Consider the following 24769-nt stretch of genomic DNA (forward strand, 5'->3'; position numbering starts at 1 on the left):
GCTCCCCTTTTTTGCTTCGCGCTCTTATACTGTGAGTTTTTCTTGTTGTTCGTGTTGTTCTTCTTTGATAGTCGTTGGAAGGACAGGATATTTTTTCTGTAAGCGCATCATGATGATTCCTGAAATCGTTGCAACTAACACAATACCTGCAAAACCAAACATTGAAGTTTGGATACGTCCGGGTGCTACCAAATACGGTGTCACAAATGCAAATAATCCACAGCACATCCGTGAAAAGCCATTGATAAATCCTTGCAGTGATGCTCGAACCTCTGAAGGAAATGATTCTTGTGTCCAAACTTTATAAATTGCTTCTCCTGCTAAAGGATTACCAAAGTTGTAAAAAGCGATTGTGATGGCTAAAGCGATAAATCCTGCGCCACCGCCAATCAGCGCCATGCCGAGCATTGCGCCAAATTGGACAATCGCCCCGATGAAGAATGCTTTGTTTCTAAATCTCCCCCCTGCTACAGAGGCAAAAGCAATTGTCGTAACCAGAGAAATCACATTTAATGCAATTCCCAATCCTGTCGCTTGGGCTTGACTAGCACCAGCATTTGTCAATGCATATGTTTGAAATTGTCCCCAAGTGTTGGCTAACAAATTCCAACATACATAGAAAACTAAAATTGCAGCGAAGAACCCTAAATATTTTTGTTTATTGTTACCAAATAAAATTGTTTTGAACGAAACATCCTTAGTTTCGCCAGTTACTTTGATCATTGCTTGACGAGCTTCCCCATCCTCATGGAATTTTCTAAATTTAGGAGAAACAACACGCCAAATCCAAGTAAAAACAGCAAATGCACATAAAATAGCAAAAACGATCCGTGCACCTAAAACACCTTCAACTCCTGATAAAAGAAAAGAGCAAATATACGAAATAAATACACCGACTTGCCAAAAAATTTGAGTAGATGAGATCAATCGTGCTGAAGTTTGTTCATCTGGTGCATCATGAGAAACCACAGTTAAACTTAGTGGTAAGTCAGCCCCAGATGCGACTCCCATAATGATCACTCCTAACAATAGCATCGGGAAACTAGAAGAAAAGATACAGATAGCAGCGCCAATTGCATAAAATAAATTAATCCAGTTAAATGCACGAATAAGTCCAAATAGCTTTGAAATCTGTCCAGTAAACAACGAACCGAAAGCGATTGCAAAAGTGAGTCCACCTGAGATGATCCCTACCTGACCAGTCGTTAACTCCAATCCTTTTTGCCAAACGGGAATCGTAGCAGATAATCCAACAATACAACCCGAGCCAAGCATCGACCCAATACCGGCCGCTACTGCTAATGGTGAATATTCTTTCACCGTAGCTGTCGCTGATTTTTTTTGATTTACCATGTAGAACACTCCTTATTAATAATTTTGATTGTTCGAACACTTTGAATTGTAAACGGATTCTGTCATTTGGACTATAGCAAAAAAACAGGATTTTTTATCCAAATCACAGAATACCTAAACGAAAAGTTACAAAAAAAAAGAGAATAAAATCAGACATTACTGATTTAATTCTCCCACTATTTTATAACTTACTGTTTCTTTAAAAGGCGTTTCTGCAATTCTTTGGGCGTTAGATCTGTATACTTTCCGACTAATTTATAAAGGGAAGCAATTGTTTCAAACCCAATCTCGTATGAGATATCTTCAAAACTTTTATCCGTTTCTCTCATCAATTCGATCGTTGTTTTATAGCGTAACGAGTTGACTAACTCCTGAAAAGAACTGCCAGTTTCTTTTTTTAGTTTATTACTCAAATAATTCGCATTATACCCAAAATGTCTTGCCAATTCTTGTAAGGTCAAATGTCTAAAGTGACTATCGATATAGCGCAAAATAGCAATTAATTCATGATTTTCACGATTACTTACGTACTCTTCTTCTAGATCACGCGTCAATTCGATCAATAATAAAGACAACAATAAATTGAGTGCGCGCATATAATAATCTTGTTTATTATAGTATTCTATAATCATCTTATGCAACAGAACTTGCACTTCTGTGTTATCCCCACAATGAAAGTGGATAAACGCATCGTGTTTTCCCCCTTTTTGTGAAGCATTTAGTAAAAATTCATTCACAAGTCCACGCGATTTCACCATATTCATGACAATTTCTGTGGTGATCGATTCTTCTTTTAACAAAACGTTGATCAAAAGATCATCCTCATTCAATGGATCGATCCGTTGAACGATTTCTTTATCTAATAACAACAGCTCGCCCTCAGATAACACAATTTTTTTATCGTTTACATACTGCACACAAGAACCAGATAACATATAATTAAATTCCACAAATTCATGGGTGTGTGCAGGCATTTCTGCGTAGCGATGATGCTTATTGATAAAAATATTTCCTTCAGAGAAAAATTGTTTTTTTGGCATTTTAGGTACTGCTACTTCTTCATAAGGAAGATGTTGGTCGTTGATATTTTTACCATCTAGACGCTGTTGACACTCAATTTCATTATCTGTCATCAGATATTCTTTTAACTGGATAAATGTAAACATCGGCACCGCCTCCCTGGATTCTATTTTCCACGATAGCGATGCCGATGGCAATAAAATTTTTTCTTATACTTCTAACATCCAAAAGCTAAAAGAAGAACTTCCTAACCCAGTGAAGATTTTTTTTTGGATACTCTTGCGAATAGATAGGGAGAATATCCGAGATAAAAGATAGCCGCAGTACATAGATACAATATCAAGGGTACAATAAACGTTGTGAGAATAATTCCCATCGAAGCACTGGCAATCTGTTCTTTATTTGCGACATATCCAGTGTAAGTCAAAATCAGACCAGGTACTGCTCCTCCCACTGCCATTGCAAATTTCATGATCAGAGAATTGAAGGAGGCCATGAGAGCAGCCGATTCGATCCTCAATTCTTTCCTTATAAGTTCTACATTATCTGCTGACAAACTGTATTGAAGTGTATTTGTCAAACCGAGTCCTATTTGGACCATAACGTATGCGATTAGAAAAATCACTTTTGACTCGTGAAAACTGATCAAACATACCATTGCTATACTAAGTAGCACTAATGCACAGGTATATAGATTTTTCTTTCCTAGCTTTCTTGAAACTTTAGGTACGATCATTCCTGCACCTAAAGCGCCAAAGAGCCCAACAAGACTGGCAACGCTTAGTAAACGTGGATCCTTTAACATATAATTTAGATAATACAACAGTGAACCATTGAAGATATTACTTGCTGCTGTAATAAAAAGCATGCTGACAAAAAGGATTGCAACCGGGCGGATCTTCAAAATGTTCCGAACTTCTTTGAAAGAATAGTTTTTTTCCTTTACGGAATCCACAACTTCTTTATTCACTCTTTCTTTTAAGGCGAGTGTACCTATTATCGTAAAGAATAAAACGACGATCACTGCACCGGTAATCAACACCAGGTAACCAGAAATGCCATCACTATATATTGAAAGCAATAATGGTGCAATCACATTTAAAAGTGTTGGCCCAACGGTATAAGCAATTCCTTTTATTGAGGAAAGAATGTTACGCTCATTTTCTTGATTCGTTAAAACTGGAAGCAGACTATTCAAAGGAATATCCATCAAGTCAAAGGTAACACCTAGTAAAATGTAAGAAAGACTGATTGCAATGATTTTATGACTCGTAAAAAGAAGTGGAGAAAACCAGACAAGTAGATAATTGATACAGCAGATCATCGTTCCGATAATAAGAATAGGTCGATATTTTCCAAATTTAGTTGTTGGAAAGCGATCAATAAAGAAGCCTATGAGTGGATCACTAATTCCATCAAGTAATCTTGAAACTAAGAAAAGTGTACTAACCGTGGCAGGCGCTATACCAATCACATCTGTATAAAAAATCAAAAGATACGTATTTAGCAATGTCATGATCGGAATATTCCCTAAATTCGTTAATGCAAATCCTACTTTCTCAAGTCGGCTGATTTTTGTACGTTGCATTTTGTCCACCTCATCTTAAATCTTCCTCAGATCGTCTCTGGCTCTAACATCACGACACATTCTTTTGCTACTTCTAATGGATATTCTTTACCATCAAATTTCAGTATGCCTCCCGTTTTCGTAGCACTAACAATCAACTGTGTCTCTTCTTTTTTGATTTTCACTAGTCCGTTTTTGATTGGAAACTGTACATCTAAAGTAGTAAATGTATCTAGTTTCGGCTCAACGGCAAATGTCTGATAGCCTGGAGATGTTGGTTTGATCCCTGCAAAATACCGGCCTAATAAATAGATTGGACTTGCTCCCCAAGCATGACATAGACTTTTTCCAAAAGGATCCCCATACATCTCATAAATTGCATCGCCCTTTTCCTCTGGAATATATTCTTCCCAGAAAGTCACAGCATTCTTTTCGACCATTCCGCCCCAGTAATCACACATGATTTGATATACCTGATTTGTTTGCCCCATTTTACAAAGCGCATCTTGTTCAAAGAATTTAAAATACGGCGTTGTAATTTCAGTGATTTCGTCATTTAACAACACATTCTCTAAAATTTGTTCTTTCTTTTCTTGATCTACTAAGTCAAATAAAATAGCAAAGATATTGGCGTGGCGAGTCACGTTTCGGTTTCCTGATTCGTAGGAATCAATAAATGCCTGTTTGTCGTTATCCCAAAAATAAGTCATGACATTTTCTTTTAATTGTTCATATTTTTCTGTGTAGCCATTTTCTTCACCCAAGATATCTGCACAATGTTGCATCGTTTGATAGGCTTTGAGTAGTAAAATTTGTTCAGCAGCTAATGTCCCTTCACGATCCATTTCACTCCAATCAATGAACAGCCAATCTTTCTTTCGCCCATAAATAAATCCAAGTTGATTCGTTTGTGCTTCTAAATAACTCATCATTGATTGCATTTTAGGATAAATCTGTTTCAAGAAAGTCTTGTCTCCAGACATCATATAGTGATTTTCAATTGCTATAACCCACAAGATCGAGTAGTCAACAATTGTATTCATGTGTTGCTTCATCTCATTTTGTCCACGCAAAGCTAACATCGTTCGTGTATTGATCTCTTCATCAAAAAAGAGATATTGGTTAATAAAATAGCTTTGATACGCATCGCCTGACCAGATCCAACGGTCTCTTTTGATTCCATCAATAAAGAATAAGCCACTACACAAAGTAAATGTTTCAACTGAAATAGACCATATCTTATTCAACAATTCGTCATTTGAATGGAAAGTCGCCTTATTTTGTAATGGAAGATACTCATGTATTGCATCAATCGAAACTTGTTCACTTGTGACATTTGGAATAAACAAGTAACGAAACGCGCGTTTTCTTGGGACCGTTTTACTTGTTGCTTGGTTTTCTTTGTAATAACACATCTCGATGTCCAAGGCTTCCGATTCTGATTCTCCATAGCAAATGGTCACAGGTTCATTTACAGCTAATTTGTTAATGGCCAGTGTGCCAAAGATTGCTCTTCCATAGTCGATTAGAACCCCACCCTGTCTTTCAACTTGTGAAACTGCTGAAACTACTTTACATTCATAGTAGACACGGTTTGGATCATGGTCTTTTGTTAAATACAAAGAACTCCATCCAGCAGGTGACTCATCAATAAAATTACTTGCTACCCACCCTAGATCACTTTTGATTATTTCTCCCTCAATAAAAACAGCAGGTAACCCTTCTGTATTTCCTATAAATACACGTATTTTATTTTTTCCTGGTTGGCATGTAATTTCTTTACCTAGAGAATATTTTTTCCCATAGACTTCTGCATAGCCGATACCCGTTGCATAAACAATAAAAGAAGTCTCTTCTGATAATTCATAATAACGTTTGAATTTCACATTTCTATGGCAATCGTCCATGTTCCAATATGCTGGCCAATCATAACCTCGTTCTTCTCTCGAAAAATTTTGTAGTAACCCTTGTCGTATTTCAAAATCGCCTGGATACCATAACCATCTTGCTTGATTGTTTTCGATCATTTTCCTCACTCCTATGCTCTTTTTGCGTTCAACGATCCTTGTTCTCTGTTTTCCTTCTTATCTTCTTTCTTCTGAGTTCTCATCATGAAGATACCCGCCATAGTTGCAACCACTACGATTCCTGCAAATCTATACATGGACGTCTGAATTTTTCCAGGTGCTACTAAGAAAGGAGTGATAAATGCGAATAATCCACAGCAAAGTCGAGAAAAACCATTGATAAATCCCTGGATTGAAGCACGAACTTCCGTTGGAAATGATTCTTGTGTCCAAACTTTGTAAATCGCCTCGCCTGCCATTGGATTACCGAAATTATAAAATCCAATTGTCACAGCTAGTGCGATAAAACCAGCTCCTCCACCAATCAATGCCATTCCGAGCATTGCGCCAAATTGAACGATAGCCCCTACAAAAAATGCCTTGTTCCGATACTTGCCTCCTGATACTGAAGCAAATAAGATCGTAGTGCATAATGAAATGATATTTAAAACAATTCCTAGCCCCGTTGCTTGTGTTTGGCTAGCACCCGCATTCGTCAGTGCGTATGTTTGGAACTGTCCCCATGTATTCGCTAACAAATTCCAACAAACATAAAACAAAAGAATTGCTAGAAAGAATTTCAAATATTTATCCTTTTGTTGCCCAAATAATACCGATTTTATTGAAACTGTTTGAGCTTGTGTAGCCTCGTTTTTTATTTCCTTTTGCCGTTTGATTCCTTCTAAATGGAAGTATTTGAACTTCTGTGAAAATGTCCGCCATAACCAAGTGATGATAGCAAAAACACATAATATGCAGAAAACGATCCTAGCGCCTAAGACACCACTGATCCCTGACAGTAAAAAAGAACAAATATAAGAAATAAAAATACCGACTTGCCAAAAAATCTGTGTAGCAGATACTAGTTCTGCTGAAGTCTTCTCATCAGGTGCATCATGAGAAACAACAGTCAAACTGATGGGTAGATCCGCCCCGGAAGCTAACCCCATAATCAACACGCCACTTAGTAAAGTGTAAAAATCTACTGAAAAAATACAAATGGCAGAGCCAATGGCATAAAACAAATTGATCCAATTAAATGCTTTAAATAGACCCATTCCTTTCGATAGCTTTCCAGCAAACAATGACCCAAAAGCAATAGCGAAAGTTAAGCCTCCAGAGATAAAACCAACTTGTGCCGTTGATAGTTCTAACCCTTTCTGCCAAATTGGAATCGTTGCGGACAATCCGACAATACATCCTGATCCTAACATTGAACCTATTCCAGCAGCCGTTGCTAATTGGCTATATTCTTTAGTCAATGAATTCTTTGATCCTATTTTTCTCATTGATTTTGTCTCCCCCTTCATTCCACACATTTATATTAACCGTTTTCATAAGAGGGAAACAATTTCTAAAATCTAGAATGTTTATATCAAATCTACAGGTTTTTGTGGTAAATTAAACGAGAGTTCTAATAAATATAGGAGGATGGATGGACTGGAAAAAAGAATTATTTCAAGAAACAGAAGTAGAGAAATTGCAAAAATTGACTGGAAAGAACATCAATACAATGAATTTGAATTACCATCGTTCGATAGTTCCAGAAATTCCTAAAGCTGATTTTTTTCAAGTGAGCAATATTGCTGTCACCAAACACGCAAGGTATTCTTACACACCTGCACATACCCATCATTTTATTGAGTTGAATTATATGTTCAATGGAAATTGTACGCAACGCTTAAATGGCGAAACCTTTCACTTAAAAAAAGGAAACTTACTCTTGCTGGATAGAAAAGTCATCCAACAGATTGATTATGTAGGACAAGAAGATATCCTCATAAATTTTTTGATTGATTCTGCTTCTGTGCAAAGTGAGTTACTCCCTAATCTACCTCAATCAACAAATTTGATTACCGATTTTTTCTTTCACTCACCTCATAGAGATGAAGCACACACAAATTATATTTTACTTGATTTGTCTGAACAGTTATTAGCAAAAAAGATCATTGAAAGCCTGATTTTAACAATCAAACAAACAGATAATACAACCAACCCATTACTGAGAAACCTCTTGTTTTCTGCCTTGATGGTTGAAAGCACCCAAGCACCTGTCTTGGCAACAAATAAGAACGTAACAAAAAATGAACCATTGATCCAAATTCTTCAGCACCTGAACAATCACTATACAGATATTACCTTAGAAAAATTAGGTGAAACTTTTGGTTATAATAAAAACTATTTGAGTAATCTGCTTAAAGATAAAACAGGGAGTAGTTTTCAAGAACTTATTGATCAAAAAAGGTTATCCGAAGCAAAACGGCTCATGAACGAAACCGAAGATAGTTTAAGCACAATTGCCCTGAAAATCGGATATAAAAGCGTTCCCTCTATTTTCAAACTATTTAAAAAAGAAACTGGTCAAACTCCCGATTTTTTTAGAAAACAAATGAGGATGAAACAAAAGTGACCTCACTCTTGTCTCATCCTCTTCCTCAATTAAAAATCTCTTCGTAGTTCTTGAAGTCTAGCAACTTCTGTACTTTTTTTGTTGAATGCGCTTCTTTGAAAAAAATCTAACTTTTTAAGCTACTCAACAAATGGTTCTTCTCCTAATGCTTGTTGGGCTGCTAAATTAAGCACGCTCCATTGGCGATCAAAACCTGGTTGGAAGAAGAAATCTGCTTCCGCTAGATCCTCGATCGTTAGTTTTTGTTGGATAGCCAAAGCCAAAACGTTTCCTTGAGCTGTGATATCATAAGTGGATAAGACGGCACCACCAAGGATTTGATGTGTCATAGGATCAAAGAACAATTGGACAGATACTTTTGGATTGCCAAATTTTTCAGGAACATATTTTGGACGTAAGGTGTCTTCATAATAAGAAGAACGGATAGCGACTCCTGCTTTTGATGCTGTAAAACTATTCAATCCGCTAGCAGCAAAATGATAATCAAATACACTTAATGCAGAGGAGCCAACAACGCCACCAAACGGTTTGTTTGGCACTTTTTCAAACAAATGCTGAACGACATAACGGGCTTCTCTTCTTGCTACTGTTGCTAAAGCAATTGGCATTTTTGTACGTGCAGGAACAGAGTAAGCCAATGTTGCATCTCCAACTGCATAAACATCTGACAGATTTGTTTGAAGATACTCGTCCGTAATGATCCATCCACGCTCGTCTAGATCGACTACTCCTTTTAACCACTCCGTATTGGCTTTGACACCAGCTGCTTGAATGACGAGGTCTGTGGCGATCTCTGCTTGTTCTGTCTGGATAGCAGCTACTTGACCTTCACCAGTAAACGCATTGATTTTCGCTCCAGTTACCACGTTGATTCCTTTTTCTTTTAGATGGTCTTCTAAAATATCTGTCATTTCTTTATCTAAATAAGTGCCTAATGGACGATCAATCACATCTAATAGAGTCACTTCTTTGCCTGCTTTACAAAAAGCTTCTGCTGCTTCGATCCCGATATAGCCAGCACCGATTACCGCAACTTTCTTCACGTTCGGATCAGTTAATTTTGCTTTGATTTTCGTTGCCCAATCGTAGCCACGCATTAAGTATACGTTTTCTAAATCAGTTCCTGGAACAGGCAATGAATTTGGTGTCACACCTGAGCTTAAAATCAATTTATCGTATGCATAGTCTTTTGTTTGATCATCTGATGAACGAACAACTGACACAGTTTTTTTATCTGCATTGATTGCTGTCACTTGATGATTGTTTAAAATATGAACATTTGATTGTGGAAAGTTTTCTGGTCTGAAATTTCGTACGTCATTGACATCTGTTACTTGATCTTCTAAATATAATTCCATTCCACATGACATGAATGAAACGTAATCTCCCGCTTCAAATAAAGTAATATCGACATCTTCACCATACCTAGATAACAATTCTAAGATTGATTGATGTCCTCCGTGTGATGCACCGACAATGATAACTTTAGTTTTTTCCATTGATGAAACCTCCTTGTCCAATTATTTAGAATTATTCTAAACAATTCAAACATAACACTCCGTTTTTTATAAATCAAAAGAAATGCGTTCCACATGAAACTCAATAAAAAAAACATTTAGTACGTCGAGGACCCCGATCTAGTAGTGGTAAACGCAAATAACCCGTTGATCCTAAAATCAAGACGATTTTACGATCAACGGAGGTTGAGGTTGGGACAGAAGTGTTTAACTCCGAGAAATAAGAAGAAATTAACGAAAATTGCTTTTCAAATTTTTGTGAATTTCGGCTTATTTCCGAAGGAGTTGCTTCTGCTCCCACCGTTTATTCGAGAGTCTGTGGCAAAACTGATTTTTAGTTTTGTCCCACGCTCTTTACTTGGTAGATTATTTACCTAAAAAAGTACGGATACGTCGGCAAGCTTCTTCTAGTTGAGCCATACTGCTGGCGTAAGAAATCCGGATAAAGCCTTCTCCTTCTGGACCAAATGCAGAACCTGGAATACAAGCCACTTTCCCTTTTTCTGCCAATTGCAAACAAAAATCCCAAGAATTAAGCGTAATTGTTTCTGGCAACTTACAAAATAAGTAAAATGCACCATCTGGTTGTGAAATATGAAACCCTAACGGAGTCAGTTCTTTTAAAAGATAATCTCTTCTCTCCACGTAGCGTTCTTTCATTTTTGCCCCGTCATTCATTCCTGCTGTTAAGGCTTCAACCGCTGCTTTTTGCGAATTTGTTGTAGCAGAAGTAACAAGGTATTGATGGACTTTGATGATTTCATCGATCAAATATTTTTGAGCGAAGATGAAGCCAATTCGCCAACCAGTCATCGCATGAGATTTAGATAGCCCATTGATGACGATAGTCTGTTCTGGTAGATATGTCGCCATCGAAACATGGTCACCCACATAATTCAATTCTGAATACACTTCGTCACTAATGACGAATACTGGATGTTGTTTGATTACTTCAGCTAGTTTGATCATTTGTTCCGCAGATAATAATGTTCCTGTTGGATTACTAGGGTAATTCAAAATGATTGCTTTGATCGACTCACCATAAGTTTCAAATGCTGCCTCTAACTGTTCTGGTTGGCAGATAAAACCCGTTTCTGATGTATCTAACGTGATCAATTCCGCTCCTGCTAGATCGACCATTGGTTTATATCCTGGATAAGCCGGTGCTGGTATCAACACCTTATCGCCTTCTTCTAAGACGGCTAACAAGGAAGCTGCGATCGCTTCAGTAGCTCCCACAGTCGTCAATACTTCTGTTTGGGGATCATAGTCCAAACCGTAACGTTTTTTCTGAAATGCACACGCTGCTTCACAAAGTTCTGGCAGTCCTCTCATTCCAGTGTAGTGTGAATAATTTTCTTCAATTGCAGTGATACCGGCTTGTTTCACATGTTCGGGTGTAGAAAAATCCGGTTCACCTAAAGTCAGTTTGATGATACCAGGGATCGAAGAAATTTGTTGATCGAAATTTCTGATTTTTGAAATTTCCACGGTCTTAAGTCGCGGATTAAAGCGGTTGGTCATATTCATTTGGTTCTCTCCTCTTTGTCGCTGTTGCTACTTGGTCAATAGTTCCTTTGTTTCAAGAATCGTTTTATACCAAGCCACACCTTTTTCTAAAACTGCCATATTGAAATCAAACTGAGCATCATGAAGTGCTGGTGTATCTCCTACCCCTAGAAAGAAAAACACACAAGGGTATTTTTCGGTATATACACCAAAATCTTCTGCCTGTAAAACTGGCTTCTCAAGCTCATGCAATTTTTCTGAATGGGCTAATGCTGCATACAATTTTGCATCATTGTTAACAGCTGGATATCCATCATTATAACGGAAATGGATTGCCACATTTGATTTTTTTTGAAAATTTTCGGCTAAATCAGCTAATTGATCTTTTAAAAAGCGTTGTGTTTTTCGACTGTAAGAACGGATACTTCCAGAAATGACCACTTCATTTGCAAGCACATTACGGATGGTTCCCCCGGTTATTTGTCCGAATTTCAGCAAATGATAGAGATCCGCAGGCAAGCTCTGATCAAAATCATACACTTCTTTCATGAAACGTACGGCATTTTCAATACTATCGATGCCCTTCTCACTGGAAGCAATATGTGCGGACTTTCCTTTGATGATAATATCTGTTTCACTGCTTTGAGCCATGAAAGCACCCGCTCGTGAATACACTTCTCCTTCCGGTAATCCCGGCCATAGATGAAAGCCAAAGATTGCTTTAACTTGATAATGATCCAGTAACCCAGTTTGGATCACACTTTCTGCTCCCCCTGAAATTTCTTCTGAAGGTTGGAAAATCAACACAACGTTGTACAATAATTCATCCACATGTTGTGACACATAGTCTGTTAACCCCAATAACATTGCCATATGTCCATCATGCCCACATGCATGCATGAATCCTTCATGCGTCGAAGCAAATGGCAGATCCGTTTCTTCTTTGATGGGTAATGCGTCGATATCTGTACGAAAGGCAATCGTTTCTTGTTGATGATTGTCAAAATAAAGCAGCAATCCTGTTTCTCCAATTTCATGGAGCACACCTCCGCTATTTTTGACCTGTTCGTACAGATATTTTTTTGTTTTGAATTCATGAAAACCGATTTCAGGAATTTGATGTAATGCCATCCGATGTTTCGCTAACATGAGCGGTCACCATCCCTTCATAAATTCCTTTTACCACTGTTTCATACTGATCGTTTGCGACTCCAATGATCAGGTTCAATTCCTGTGCCCCTTGCGATAAAATCGATGTGCGGATACCCAGTTGATTCAAGATCGATAATACTTTCCCTGATAATCCGATCAACTCTTTATGCGGTCCTCCGACAACGGAAATCAAAGCCAATTCATCAATGATTTCGATTTCTTCTACCCCTAATTTTTCTTTTAGTTCTTTTGTGATCAAAAACAATTTATCGGCGATTGCTTCAGCAGATACAACAACACCGATATTATCGATTCCAGATGGGATATGCTCAATCGAGATACCATAGTTGGCAAAGATGCTCATCGCCTTCCAGATAAAGCCGATTTCATCTGACATATGTCTCTTGAATAGAGTAATCGAAAGAAAATCTTTACGTCCTGCAATCCCTGTCAGCCCATTTTCTTTCTCTACTTCATGGTTGGATATCCTTGTTCCTTTGGCTTCTGGTTCATTGGTGTTTTTGATTTGGATCGGAATATCTGCTTCCTGAACTGGAAAAACAGCTGCTTCATGTAAGACGTTTGCTCCCATATACGCCATTTCTCTTAATTCTCTAAAAGAAATTTCTTCAATGACTTTCGGAGAATCGATGATTCGCGGATCTGCCATCATGATTCCCGAGACGTCTGTCCAATTCTCATAGCTTTCAGCATCCAATGCTTTAGCCAACACAGCTCCTGTGATATCACTTCCGCCACGCCCCAATAGTTTTTCTTTTCCAAATGGATTTGCCCCATAAAAACCTGGAACCACTAGGGTCGTTTGCTGTTCATAAAATGAACGAACTGCCTGAGTCGTTTTTTCGTAGTCGATTTCTCCTTCATAATCAAAGAAGATCACTTCTTTTGCATCTACAAATGTGTAATGGAGATATTCTGCCATTAGCTGTGCTGTCAGATACTCTCCACGACTAACCAGATAATCTTGAGAAACTTTTTCATTCTGCAACCTTGTCTGGATCGCAGACAACTCTTTTTCAATCGGAAAAGTCAACTCTAATAGATCTCTTACCTGAATAAAACGATCACAGATTCGTTTCCAAAGTGGCGTCCAATCCACATCATGTTGGAGATACGCATGGATCAAATACAATAGATCAGTTACTTTGTCATCTTCATTCGTTCGCTTCCCTAAAGCAGAAACCACGATTACTTCTCTTTTTGGATCAGATAGAATGATTGATTTTACTTTTCTAAATTGTTCTTCGTTGGACATCGACGAACCACCAAATTTAGCTACTTTCATTCCTGCCCCTCCGTCATTTCCGTTAGCAGTGCTTTAGCAATCTGAACAGCATTCGCAGCTGCACCTTTTCGGATGTTATCGGCTACGGTATAAAGAAGAAGGCCATTTTCTGATGCCATATCCTGACGTATTCTCCCCACATAGACCTCATCTGTCCCTTTCGCTAAAATGCTTGTGGGATAACGGTGAGCGGGTAAATCATCAATGACTTTTATACCCGAAAAATTCTGTAGGCATTGGCGAACTTCAGCAAGTGTAAAGTCTTTTTCCAGTTCAACCGCAATCGAAACACCATGTCCTGTTTCAATAGGCACCCGCACACAGGTAGCTGAAACTGGAAGATCCGGTTGGTGTAGGATTTTTCGGGTTTCGTTGATCATTTTCTGTTCTTCTTTGGTATATCCATTTTCTAACGCCACATCAATTTCTGGCAGAGCAGTTTGACTAATGTCATAAGGATAAAGAAGAGGTTCTTCTCCTTTTTGTGTCCGATGTAAATCTTCGATCCCTTTTTGACCAGAACCTGACACTGCTTGATAAGTCGAATAGTTCACTCGCGTAATACCAAACGTTTGTTGTAGTGCTTTTAAAGGTAAAACAGATTGGATCGTTGAACAATTGGGATTAGCAATCAACTTGTTCAAGCGATGATCTTCTAAGTTTACTTCTGGTACGATCAATGGGATCTCTGGGTCTTCTCGCCAAGCTGAAGAATTATCTATTACGACCAACCCTTGTTCTCGTGCAATGGGACCAAAAGTTTGAGAAACTCCTGCTCCAGCTGAAAATAGCGCTAAACCATACCCTTCAAATGAAGTCTTAGTCAGTTCTTCGACTGTATATTCTTTCCCCTTAAATACACAGACTCTTCCTGCAGAACGTTTCGAAGCTAACAGCTTGAGACGCCCTACCGGAAAATCATATTCTTCTAAAACTTTCAACATTGTTTGGCCGACTAGACCAGTCGCTCCAACTACACAGGTATCTATTTTGCGCATGTTTCTCATCCTTTCTATAACTCACGTAGTGCATCGATCAATGCAGTATTTTCTCTAGTTTTGTCGTCTTTGATTTTCAATACACGAGCAGGTGTTCCTCCAACGACCGTATCTGGTTCTACGTCTTCTAATACAACTGCTCCGGCAGCTACCACCGCATTTTTGCCGATTCGAACACCTTCGACGACCACTGCGTTTGCTCCTACAAGTACACCATCTTCCACAATGACTGGTTGAGCTGAAGCTGGTTCGATCACCCCAGCTAAAACAGCTCCAGCACCGATATGACAGTTTTTTCCAACGATTGCTCGGCCTCCTAGTATTGCTCCCATATCGATCATTGTCTTTTCGCCAATCTCTGCCCCGATGTTTATAACAGCTCCCATCATGATCACCGCATGATCACCGATGGTCACCTGATCTCTAATGATCGCCCCTGGCTCAATACGGGCATTGATCGTTTTACTATCTAGCAATGGGACTGCACTATTTCGGGCAGTCTGTTCAATCTCGATTTCGAGGATTTTATCTGCCTCTTTTTCTAAGACTGGAGCAATTTCATCATAATCACCAAATACGATTTGACTGTTTCCTTGTCCGAATACCTTCGCTTGACCAAAAGTGATTGGTTCTGTCACATTTAAAAATACCTTCACGGGTGTTTTTTTCTCCGCAGTTTGAATAAAACGAATAATCTCCTGAGCATCCATTTTCTGATCCACTCCCTTACGCTAACATATCTTTCAATTGATACCATCCTGCTGGTTGATCCTTCAACCAAATTGCTGCATTTACCGCTCCATCGGCAAAAATACGATTTGAAAAAGCCTCATGTTTGATACTCAATACTTCATCAGTCGTAGCAAATAATACTTCATGTTCACCAGGTAATGAGCCCACGCGGATACTATGGACGCCGATTTCATCGTCATTTCTTGGCTGTTTTTCCCAACTATAGACTGGGGTAAGCTTTCTCACTTCTTGGATGCTTTCGATCAGTGTCTTTGCAGTACCAGAGGGAGCATCTTTTTTTTGACTATGGTGTTTTTCGATCAACTCGATCTGCCAGTTCTTTAACGCCGCTGTTGCTTGTTGGACTAGCTGATTCATGACTAAAACACCTAAAGAAAAATTCGAACTATATAAAACAGGAATGTCTTGCCCTGCTTGCTGGATTTTTTGAAACTGTTCCGAGCTATACCCGGTTGTGCCAATCACTAACGGAAGCTTTTTTTGCAGGCTATAGGTAAGCAGCTTCTCTAGGTTGTCTGGATGAGAGAAGTCAATCATGATTTCCGGTTCTTCAGTAAATACGAACGCTTCTGTTCCAGTTAATGAAGAAGTAAGTGTTACGGCTTCATCTCCGTAAGTTTGAACGACTTCTTGGATTCTTTTCCCCATTTTGCCATCCCCGATGACCCCGATTTTCATTCTTTCTCACTTCCTTTCGGTTCTAGTAATCGTGCAAGCTGTTCCTTTTTTTCTTCTGCCAAAGAAACAAGCGGCAAGCGTAAAGGACCTGCTGGTAATCCGAGTATCTCCATTGCTGCTTTTACAGGGATCGGATTGGTTTCACTGAATAACGCATGGATCAATGGCAGCGCATCTAATTGGATTGCTTGAGCTTTTTCAATATTTCCATTGTTAAAGGCACTGACCAGATCATGGACTTGCTTAGGCTTTATGTTTGCCCACACACTGATGACTCCACTTCCCCCTACACTTAACACAGGTAAGATCATATCGTCATTTCCGCTATAAAGTACAAAGGTTTCGTTCAATAATCGGGCGACAGCCATTACATATGAAATATCGCCAGACGCTTCTTTGATTCCAATGATTTTTGGATGTTTTGCTAACCTTTCTAAAACTTGGATGGGGATCGTCATTCCCGTTCTGGAAGGTACATTGTATAAGATGATTGGAACTGGAGATTGATCTGCAATCGCAGTAAAATGAGCAAGTAAGCCAGCATCACTTGTTTTGTTGTAGTAAGGAGTAATCACTAAGACTTGATCTGCCCCTAGTTCGGCAAAGCGGGTCACACGTTCAATCGTTTTTTTTGTTGCATTTGTTCCGGCTCCTGCGATTACAGGAACTTTTCCATTGACTTTCTCAACTGTGAACCGTAGAATCTCCTCTTCCTCCTCTGAAGAAAGTGTCGAGGATTCGCCCGTTGTCCCTAATACAAGTAAAGCATCCGTTTTTTCTGAAAGATGAAATGTAATTAGTCTTTCCAACCCATCGTAATCAACTTCACCCTGTTCATCCATTGGCGTAATCAGCGCCACGATTGATCCTTCTATCACTTAATTTTCCTCCCATTCTCTTGACCATTCCCGAACAGCTGGCCCCTTCATCTTGATCTGCTTCTCTCCTGAAATAATTAAATCGCCTAGTTCCAAGTGGACAGTCGCCTTGGGCTCAGAAAGATAACCATGATCTTTTGCTACTACATAAGCTGCACAACAACCTGTGCCACACGCAAGTGTCCAACCAACGCCCCGTTCGTAGGTACGTACAATCAGTTCCTCACTATTCAAAACTTGGACAAAGTTGACGTTCGTTTTCTCTTTGAATAAAGGATGATGACAAATTTGCTCTCCTACATCACGTGTCAACTCTGCTAGTGCATCTTCAACAAATACTACAGTATGGATCGTCCCCATAAATAAACTGGTGATCTTGATACCTTTTTGGTGAATCGTCAACTCTTGATCAATGATTGGTTCTTCCTGTTCCACCGCTAATTTATCCGTTGAATAATCTGGGCTGCCAATCATTGCTTCACAATAAAAAGGATCCTGATTTAAAATTTCGACTTTGATGATCCCCGCTAATGTGTGTACATCGAACTGTGATGCTTGAATGATACCTTGGTCGCGAACATAACGCGAGAAGCAACGGATACCATTCCCACACATAGGCGCACGACTACCGTCTTTATTGTAATAAATCATTTCAAGCGGTTCAGTTTTCACGGCAATCAATCCATCTGTATCGAAATTTTCTTTGCCACACAATTGGATAGCTAATTGGCTATAGTCAGTGACACCATCGTAATCAAGCAGAATAAAATCATTGCCGCAACCATTATATTTGTAGATCATCATAACACTTCACTCCTTAACAAATCTGCGTAGGATTGTCTGCGCACCACGATCTTCGATACACCGTCTTTGACAAACACCACTGCTGGAGTAAGTGCTCTATTGTAATTGCTACTCATGGAGTAACCATAAGCGCCTGTTGCATAAACAGCTAGAATATCGCCTGGTTCTGCCACAGGTAAATAGGTTTCTTGGATCACTACATCCCCAGATTCACACATTTTTCCGGCAACTGTTACCTTTTCGCTTTTTTCAGACTGCAACTTTGTGGCAAGATCACAGGTATATTCAGCTTGATAAAGTGCTGGGCGGATATTGTCTGTCATCCCGCCATCGACAAAATAGTATTTTTTATGTGGTGTTTCTTTGATAAATCCAACAGTATATAGCGTCGTCCCTGCCTCACCCACAATACTTCTTCCTGGCTCGATCATCAGTTGCTGAATGGTTTGTCCTTGTTTTTTCAACGCCTCTTCTGTATAACTGACTAACTCCTGTACTGATTTTTCGATCGGTAATGGTGCATCATTTTCTGTATAACGAATGCCAAATCCACCACCAAGATTCAATGAAAGAACGTCATCAAAATCCTGTAAATAACTAACCAGTTTATCGATTTCAGCTAACCATGCAGACATTTCAAAAATTTGAGAACCAATATGTGCATGAAACCCTTCCAAGAGAAGCTGTTCACTGTCTTGAATGATGTTCAATGCCTTTTGGCAAGCTTCACTTTCATAAAGCATACCGAATTTAGAATCGATATGAGCAGTCACAATGTATTCATGGGTGTGGGCTTCGATCCCAACATTTAGCCGGATCATGACATGGATTTTTTTGTTGTATTCTTGGCTTAAAGCATCTAATAACTCCACTTCCATTTCATTGTCCGCAATGAAATGATTGAGTCCATTTTCTATAGCAAAACGCAATTCATCTGGTGTTTTATTATTCCCATGAAAATAAATCTCTTCTACTGGAAACTCCGCTCGTAATGCCGTATAGATTTCACCGCCGCTGACTACATCTAGGCCTAAATCATATTTTTCAATCAGTTTTAACATCTCAACTGTTTGGAATGCTTTTGACGCATATAATATCTTGGTCTTAAAATGATCTGATTGAAACCCTTGCTTAAACGCCTTTATTGTATCTTCCAATTTTTTCTCATCATACACATAAAGGGGGGTCTGATATTTTGCCACTAATTGACTTACAGGAATTTCACCGATCATTAATTCTGACATGCAAGATTACCTCTTTTCAAAAATGATTTTTTTCTCATCAAATTGGAATTAACTTTGATTGAGATTTAAATTTTATTTGAATAATATTAAACAAAATTTTCTGAATTGTCTAGTATATTCTGAAATATTTTCAGGAAAAATCATCAATCATTCGTTTTTTTGTATATTTACAAAGCTATAGAAAAAATCAATAGAAAACAATGTATATGCTCATTTGATTTTACATTTTTATACATAAAAAAAAGAACTCAACTATTTTTTGAGTTCTTTTTTTCATTCTATTTTTCATTTTTCTTTTAACCGTTTATGTCATTTCACTGAGTATCCAAGAGATTTTTAACCAAAATATAACGCTAAAAACATCAACGATGCGCCCAACATAACGAATAGATGCCAAATGACATGTGTGAATTTTTTACTCTTCATACTATAAAAAATGGAACCAACCGAATAAGCCAAACCACCAGCTACTAAAAGTAATAATCCAGTTAAATTGATCGATTGGTACAATTTAGGGAGAACGATCACGATCCCCCATCCCATGACATTATAAATAATCGTGGATAGTTTAGACACCTGGCTTGCCTTAGTCAATGTCAAACATTTATAAATGATCCCGACCACAGCCGTTGCCCAAATAACACTAAGAAGTAAGACACCCGAGAGACCTTGGACGATCAACAAACAAAATGGTGTATAGGTGCCAGCAATCAATAAGTAGATCGAACAGTGATCAAATACTTGAAATACTTTTTTAGCCTTTGTAAAAATCAAACTATGAAAAAGTGTCGATGAAAAAAAGAGTAGAAAAAGGGAACTCCCATAGATGATAAATGCGACATAATCGAGTGTCGTGTGTGCTCGTTCCATCAAAAGATCAAAACAAACGATACTCATTAGTGCCGCAATCCCATGTGTGACCGCATTCAATACTTCATTCACGATATGATACTTCCGACTAAATCCTATTTCCATTCCGTGTTTCCTCCAATCAAACCAGTTCTCTATTCTGTAATTCCATTATATACTGTTTATAAAAACTTTTACATCTAGTTTTCAATACTATATTAAATCTTAAACATTAAAATTGCAATCACAAACGCTTCCATTTTCAATTATTACTCAAATAAATAAAACAGTGATTCCATAAAGACTATTTTTCCTATTCGTGGAATATTTTCTTTTAGTCCGCGATTGATCCTCCCTATTTAGTCAATAAGAATACCTCTAGATGTATCGAATAACCACTCCACAAAAGATCTATTTGAAAAAGGCCCTCTTAATTGAGCTAATGAGAAAAGGAGTTTACGGATCGAGCGGATTTTTCTTTAATATTGTATCTCCACTCTACCGAGAGATTTCACTCATCAAAATATATTGTCGATTTTAGCGACAAAAAAATTTTGGAATGATCCTCCATCCAACGATTCTAGAGCTATCCCCTTACGGAATCACAAAAAAAATAAGGACTTTTGATGAGTTCCATCCTTGGATACCATCAAAAGCCCTGATTTTAGTTAAAAATTATTTTGACGCACGTTTCAAATATGTGCCTTCTGCTGTATTGATTTCAAGTAGTTCATCTACTTCGACGAAATCAGGAACGTTGACAACTAGACCTGTTTCCATTGTAGCTGGTTTACCTGAACCAGTAACAGTAGCACCTTTGATTGAAGGTTGTGTTTCAACGACACGCAACACAACAGTTGTTGGCAATTGAACACCAATCACTTCACTACCGAAGAATTGAATTTTAACTTCCATATTTTCTAGGATATATTTCATTTCTTCTTCTACAGTTTCAACTGGAATTTCATATTGTTCATATGTTTCAAGATCCATGAAGAATGCTGTATCGTCCATTGTGTATAAATATTGGACAGCCTTCGTGTCGATGTGTGCTTTTTCAAATTTTTCTTCTGGTCTAAAAGTCGTATCGTAAGTTGCTCCTGAACGAACGTCTTTTAATTTCATACGCATGACTGTATTTCCTTTACCAGGTTTGTGGTGGCTTGCGTCTAAAACTTTAATTAGTTTGCCGTCTTGAACAAATGTCATTCCGGCTCTTAAATCACTTGCTGAGATCATTATTTTTGCTCCTTCTTATCTTAATCATAATCAACTTTATTGTATCAGACAACTGGCCATAAAACTAGGAAATTATCTCTTTTTAAGGTTTAGTCTTTGACTTTCGATTTTTTTCATGCTATTTTTAACTCAATTCTTTTTTTGGAGGGAACTAACATGACTATCAGCAATCATAAAGAATTGAATCGTTGCTGTTGTATGGTGCTTAAAAGCAGCATACTATTCGTCACGTCTATTGATAGCCCTTCATATAGTTGAGTATCTCTATTTACATTTATCCTTTAATGGACACTCATCTGATGATTTTCAAGGAGCTGATTTAATAGTCAGCTCCTTTTTTATTTTATATTTTTTTAGGAGGTTCTCATGATTATTACAACGATTACAGATGCGATTGGTTCAACGCCCATTTTTAAATTCACTGAAAAAGATTATCCCATGCCTAAAGATTCAGTGATCTATGCCAAATTAGAAAATTTAAATCCTGGAGGAAGTATCAAAGATCGCTTAGGAAAGTATCTAATTACGACTGGCGTAAAAAAAGGAAAAATCACAAAAAATACGACCATTATCGAACCCACTGCCGGTAACACCGGTATCGGGCTCGCAATTGCCGCATTGAGCTACCAGTTAAAAACGATTTTTGTCGTTCCAGAAAAATTCAGTCTTGAGAAACAGCAAGTGATGAAAGCACTAGGCGCTACCATCATTCATACACCGAGCGAGTTAGGCATTCTGGGTGCGATTGAAAAAAGCAAGGAGTTAGCACAAGCGATACCTGACAGTTATCTTCCTTTACAATTTGAAAATCCTGATAACCCTGCTGCATATTACCATACGCTAGGTCCAGAAATTCTTCAAGAATTAGGAGATCAACTCACTAGTTTTGTTGCAGGTATCGGAAGTGGCGGAACTTTTGCAGGAACAGCCAGCTATTTGAAAGAACAGATTCCTGCCATTCAATTAATTGGCGTTGAACCTGAGGGCTCCATTTTAAACGGTGGGGAACCACACGCTCATGCAATTGAAGGGATCGGGGTAGAATTCACTCCACCTTTTCTTGCAACACTTCCGATTACTCGCTTTGAAACGATTTCTGACAAAGAGGGATTCGACTATACCAGACAGTTAGCTGAAAAAAAAGGCTTGTTGGTTGGCAGTTCCAGTGGGGCTGCTTTTGCTGCTGCTTTACATGAGGTCCAACGTTTACCAGAGAAAAGTACGGTTGTAACGATTTTTCCAGACACAGCTGATCGTTATCTATCTAAGGGAATCTATGAATAAAAACATGCTTTTTTAGATTAACTTGTTATCAAATAAAAGAATTATACACTTTAGGAGGAAATAACCATGCACATTCAAACAAAATTGATTCACGGTGGAATTAGCGAAGATCCAACTACTGGAGCAGTCAGTGTTCCCATCTATCAAACCTCGACTTACCGTCAAAACGGTGTGGGCAAACCCAAACACTATGAGTATTCCCGTTCAGGTAATCCAACTCGGTTTGCTTTAGAAGAACTGATTGCTGATTTAGAAGGTGGAGTAAAAGGCTTTGCTTTTGCTTCCGGCTTAGCCGGTATCCATGCCGTATTTTCCCTTTTTCAAGCTGGTGATCATCTCTTATTAGGGGATGATGTCTATGGTGGAACATTCCGCTTGTTTGACAAAGTCCTCACCAAAAATGGCTTAGAGTATACGATCATCAATACCAGTGATTTAACTCAAATCGAAAATGCTATCCAACCAAATACTAAAGCTTTATACCTAGAGTCACCAAGTAATCCATTGTTAAAAATCACTGACCTTGAAAAAAGTGCTGAGATTGCCAGAAAACATCATTTACTTACAATCGTTGATAATACCTTTGCCACACCTTATTTCCAGAAACCTCTTGATTTAGGTGCAGATATTGTTTTACACAGCGGTACAAAATATTTAGGTGGACATAGTGACGTCGTTGCTGGTCTTGTCACTACCAATAATGAAGAATTAGCTGACTCCATCGCTTTTTACCAAAATGCAATAGGTGGTGTGTTAGGCCCACAAGATAGTTGGCTACTGCAACGGGGAATCAAAACCTTAGGCGTACGTATGGAAGAACATCAAAAAAATGCCTTTCGTGTAGCTGAATTTTTAGCAAACCACCCTAAAGTAGAAAAAGTCTATTATCCTGGTTTAGCTACTCATCCAAATCACACACTTGCACAAGCACAAATGAGTGGATTTAGTGGGATGGTTTCCTTTACATTAAAACAAGATGAAGAAGCAATTCCCTTCGTAGAAGCATTACAATTATTTATCCTAGGCGAAAGCTTGGGAGGCGTTGAAAGTCTCGTCGAAATTCCTTCCGTTATGACCCATGTGTCTGTTCCCAAAGAAAAACGGGAAGCAGCAGGAATCAAAGATGGCTTGATCCGATTGTCAGTAGGTATCGAATATGGAGAAGATCTTTTAGATGATTTGACCCAAGCATTCGAACACTTAATAAAAAGATAAAAATCATTTCAGATTACTACACCTTAAAAGAAATAAGTGTTAGAATCTATATAAATAGCAGCTTGATTATGGAATGTTCACTATTTTCTTCCATAAACAGCTAGTATGAACAATAGTTAGGGGTAATCACACATGAGAATGAACGTTGAAAGTTTTAATCTTGATCACACAAAAGTAAAAGCACCTTATATCCGAGTTGCTGACCGTAAAACGGGAGAACATGGGGATGTTATCATTAAATATGATGTCCGTTTCAAACAACCAAACAAAGAACACATGGACATGCCAAGTCTACATTCTTTAGAACATTTAACAGCAGAATTGATTCGTAACCATGCGGACTATATTGTTGACTGGTCTCCAATGGGATGCCAAACAGGGTTTTATCTAACTGTTTTAAACCATGAAAGTTATGATGATATTTTAGATATCTTAGAAAAAACGATGAACGACGTACTAGAAGCAACGGAAGTACCAGCAAGTAATGAAACACAATGTGGCTGGGCTGCTAGTCACACATTAGAAGGCGCGCAAGCATTAGCACGCGAATTCTTAGCAAAACGTGACGAATGGTCTGAAGTAGAAGCTTAAACACCCTGTTTTAGACAAAAATGTGTCTGGATAATTCACTATATTCGAGCTATTCAAACACTTGATTGAATAAACGGACTAGCTATTTAAACAAAATAAGCGTATGATTTGAGCACAATCAATTTATGTATTCTAAGAGATTATGTAAGACTATTTTGCTCTGAAAAAGCCGGACGATCTGAAGATACTTTTCAATATTTTCGAGATTGTCTGGCTTTTTTTAATCATTTCATGAAGCAAGAAATCATAATACTTTGGAAATACCTTAGGAGGAATTACTGATGAGCATTTATGACTTTACCGCCACACTAGAAAATGGCACAAGCTATTCATTAG

General features: G+C 38.2%; 22 protein-coding genes and 1 pseudogene (1 of these 23 cut by a window edge). 6 read left to right on the forward strand and 17 right to left on the reverse strand.

Annotation, left to right across the window (positions count from 1 at the left end):
- Positions 1 to 24: 24 nt before the first annotated feature.
- From CJZ72_RS03150 to CJZ72_RS03170, 5 genes are all read right to left on the reverse strand, one after another.
- Positions 25 to 1353 (reverse strand): MFS transporter, encoded by a 1329-nt coding sequence (locus tag CJZ72_RS03150; protein WP_005879028.1) that lies wholly within the window; start codon positions 1351 to 1353, stop codon positions 25 to 27.
- Between the two features lie 188 nt (positions 1354 to 1541).
- The gene (locus CJZ72_RS03155; protein ID WP_081134039.1) at positions 1542 to 2519 is read right to left on the reverse strand and encodes an AraC family transcriptional regulator; all 978 of its coding nucleotides are present in this window, start codon (positions 2517 to 2519) and stop codon (positions 1542 to 1544) included.
- Positions 2520 to 2620: 101 nt separating this feature from the next.
- Positions 2621 to 3961, reverse strand: a complete 1341-nt coding sequence (locus tag CJZ72_RS03160) for an MFS transporter (RefSeq protein ID WP_095443611.1) — start codon at positions 3959 to 3961, stop codon at positions 2621 to 2623.
- 26 nt (positions 3962 to 3987) lie between these two features.
- Entirely contained in the window at positions 3988 to 5967 is a 1980-nt protein-coding gene (locus tag CJZ72_RS03165) for an alpha-L-rhamnosidase-related protein (protein ID WP_095443612.1), read from the reverse strand.
- An 11-nt stretch (positions 5968 to 5978) separates the two neighbouring features.
- Positions 5979 to 7295 (reverse strand): MFS transporter, encoded by a 1317-nt coding sequence (locus CJZ72_RS03170; RefSeq protein WP_095443613.1) that lies wholly within the window; start codon positions 7293 to 7295, stop codon positions 5979 to 5981.
- Positions 7296 to 7441: 146 nt separating this feature from the next.
- Here CJZ72_RS03170 and CJZ72_RS03175 point away from each other — a divergent pair, with 146 nt between their 5' ends.
- The gene (locus tag CJZ72_RS03175; protein ID WP_081134036.1) at positions 7442 to 8416 is read left to right on the forward strand and encodes an AraC family transcriptional regulator; all 975 of its coding nucleotides are present in this window, start codon (positions 7442 to 7444) and stop codon (positions 8414 to 8416) included.
- Positions 8417 to 8535: 119 nt separating this feature from the next.
- Here the strand turns inward: CJZ72_RS03175 and CJZ72_RS03180 are convergent, their stop codons facing one another.
- Entirely contained in the window at positions 8536 to 9915 is a 1380-nt protein-coding gene (locus CJZ72_RS03180) for an FAD-dependent oxidoreductase (RefSeq protein WP_081134035.1), read from the reverse strand.
- Positions 9916 to 10119: 204 nt separating this feature from the next.
- On the opposite strand from CJZ72_RS03180, the pseudogene CJZ72_RS15215 reads away from it, so the two are divergent.
- A pseudogene (locus CJZ72_RS15215) lies at positions 10120 to 10245 on the forward strand (DUF3788 family protein); the annotation flags it as partial.
- A gap of 54 nt (positions 10246 to 10299) precedes the next feature.
- Here CJZ72_RS15215 and CJZ72_RS03190 read toward each other — a convergent pair.
- From CJZ72_RS03190 to efp, 11 genes are all read right to left on the reverse strand, one after another.
- Positions 10300 to 11463, reverse strand: coding sequence for a pyridoxal phosphate-dependent aminotransferase (locus CJZ72_RS03190; RefSeq protein ID WP_081134033.1), 1164 nt, complete (start codon positions 11461 to 11463; stop codon positions 10300 to 10302).
- Positions 11464 to 11490: 27 nt separating this feature from the next.
- Positions 11491 to 12591 carry a M20 family metallopeptidase gene (locus CJZ72_RS03195; protein WP_081134032.1) on the reverse strand — a complete coding sequence of 367 codons (1101 nt, stop codon included), beginning with the start codon at positions 12589 to 12591 and terminating at the stop codon, positions 11491 to 11493.
- Positions 12551 to 13900, reverse strand: a complete 1350-nt coding sequence (locus CJZ72_RS03200) for an aspartate kinase (RefSeq protein WP_081134031.1) — start codon at positions 13898 to 13900, stop codon at positions 12551 to 12553. Before CJZ72_RS03200 ends, CJZ72_RS03195 begins: the two co-directional genes overlap by 41 nt.
- Positions 13897 to 14898, reverse strand: coding sequence for an aspartate-semialdehyde dehydrogenase (locus tag CJZ72_RS03205; protein WP_081134030.1), 1002 nt, complete (start codon positions 14896 to 14898; stop codon positions 13897 to 13899). The genes CJZ72_RS03200 and CJZ72_RS03205 overlap by 4 nt, the downstream gene beginning before the upstream one ends.
- A 14-nt stretch (positions 14899 to 14912) precedes the next feature.
- Positions 14913 to 15608 carry a 2,3,4,5-tetrahydropyridine-2,6-dicarboxylate N-acetyltransferase gene (gene dapD / locus CJZ72_RS03210; RefSeq protein WP_005879039.1) on the reverse strand — a complete coding sequence of 232 codons (696 nt, stop codon included), beginning with the start codon at positions 15606 to 15608 and terminating at the stop codon, positions 14913 to 14915.
- Positions 15609 to 15624: 16 nt separating this feature from the next.
- The gene (dapB, locus tag CJZ72_RS03215) at positions 15625 to 16329 is read right to left on the reverse strand and encodes a 4-hydroxy-tetrahydrodipicolinate reductase (RefSeq protein ID WP_081134029.1); all 705 of its coding nucleotides are present in this window, start codon (positions 16327 to 16329) and stop codon (positions 15625 to 15627) included.
- Entirely contained in the window at positions 16326 to 17207 is an 882-nt protein-coding gene (gene dapA, locus CJZ72_RS03220) for a 4-hydroxy-tetrahydrodipicolinate synthase (RefSeq protein ID WP_081134028.1), read from the reverse strand. Before dapA ends, dapB begins: the two co-directional genes overlap by 4 nt.
- Entirely contained in the window at positions 17208 to 18011 is an 804-nt protein-coding gene (dapF, locus tag CJZ72_RS03225; protein WP_081134027.1) for a diaminopimelate epimerase, read from the reverse strand. It abuts the gene before it with no gap.
- A complete protein-coding gene (lysA, locus tag CJZ72_RS03230; protein ID WP_081134026.1) occupies positions 18008 to 19255 on the reverse strand; it encodes a diaminopimelate decarboxylase in 1248 nt (415 codons plus the stop codon). Before lysA ends, dapF begins: the two co-directional genes overlap by 4 nt.
- Positions 19256 to 19591: 336 nt before the next feature.
- Complete coding sequence (gene trhA / locus CJZ72_RS03235) at positions 19592 to 20230, reverse strand: PAQR family membrane homeostasis protein TrhA (RefSeq protein ID WP_005879044.1); 639 nt, start codon at positions 20228 to 20230, stop codon at positions 19592 to 19594.
- Between the two features lie 549 nt (positions 20231 to 20779).
- The gene (gene efp / locus CJZ72_RS03240; RefSeq protein WP_005879045.1) at positions 20780 to 21343 is read right to left on the reverse strand and encodes an elongation factor P; all 564 of its coding nucleotides are present in this window, start codon (positions 21341 to 21343) and stop codon (positions 20780 to 20782) included.
- 366 nt (positions 21344 to 21709) lie between these two features.
- Between efp and CJZ72_RS03245 the strand changes: the two genes are divergently transcribed.
- From CJZ72_RS03245 to CJZ72_RS03260, 4 genes are all read left to right on the forward strand, one after another.
- The gene (locus CJZ72_RS03245) at positions 21710 to 22627 is read left to right on the forward strand and encodes a PLP-dependent cysteine synthase family protein (protein WP_081134025.1); all 918 of its coding nucleotides are present in this window, start codon (positions 21710 to 21712) and stop codon (positions 22625 to 22627) included.
- 66 nt (positions 22628 to 22693) lie between these two features.
- Positions 22694 to 23842 carry a cystathionine gamma-synthase gene (locus tag CJZ72_RS03250; protein ID WP_081134024.1) on the forward strand — a complete coding sequence of 383 codons (1149 nt, stop codon included), beginning with the start codon at positions 22694 to 22696 and terminating at the stop codon, positions 23840 to 23842.
- Between the two features lie 132 nt (positions 23843 to 23974).
- Positions 23975 to 24433: an S-ribosylhomocysteine lyase gene (locus CJZ72_RS03255; RefSeq protein ID WP_005879048.1), complete on the forward strand. Its 459-nt coding sequence runs from the start codon at positions 23975 to 23977 to the stop codon at positions 24431 to 24433.
- Positions 24434 to 24714: 281 nt separating this feature from the next.
- On the forward strand, positions 24715 to 24769 hold the start of the coding sequence (locus CJZ72_RS03260) for a glutathione peroxidase (protein ID WP_081134023.1). Its footprint extends 416 nt past the window's final position; only the first 55 of its 471 coding nucleotides appear in the window; the start codon lies at positions 24715 to 24717; its stop codon lies off the right edge, out of view.

Source organism: Enterococcus durans, from assembly GCF_002277935.1.
Lineage (GTDB): Bacteria > Bacillota > Bacilli > Lactobacillales > Enterococcaceae > Enterococcus_B > Enterococcus_B durans.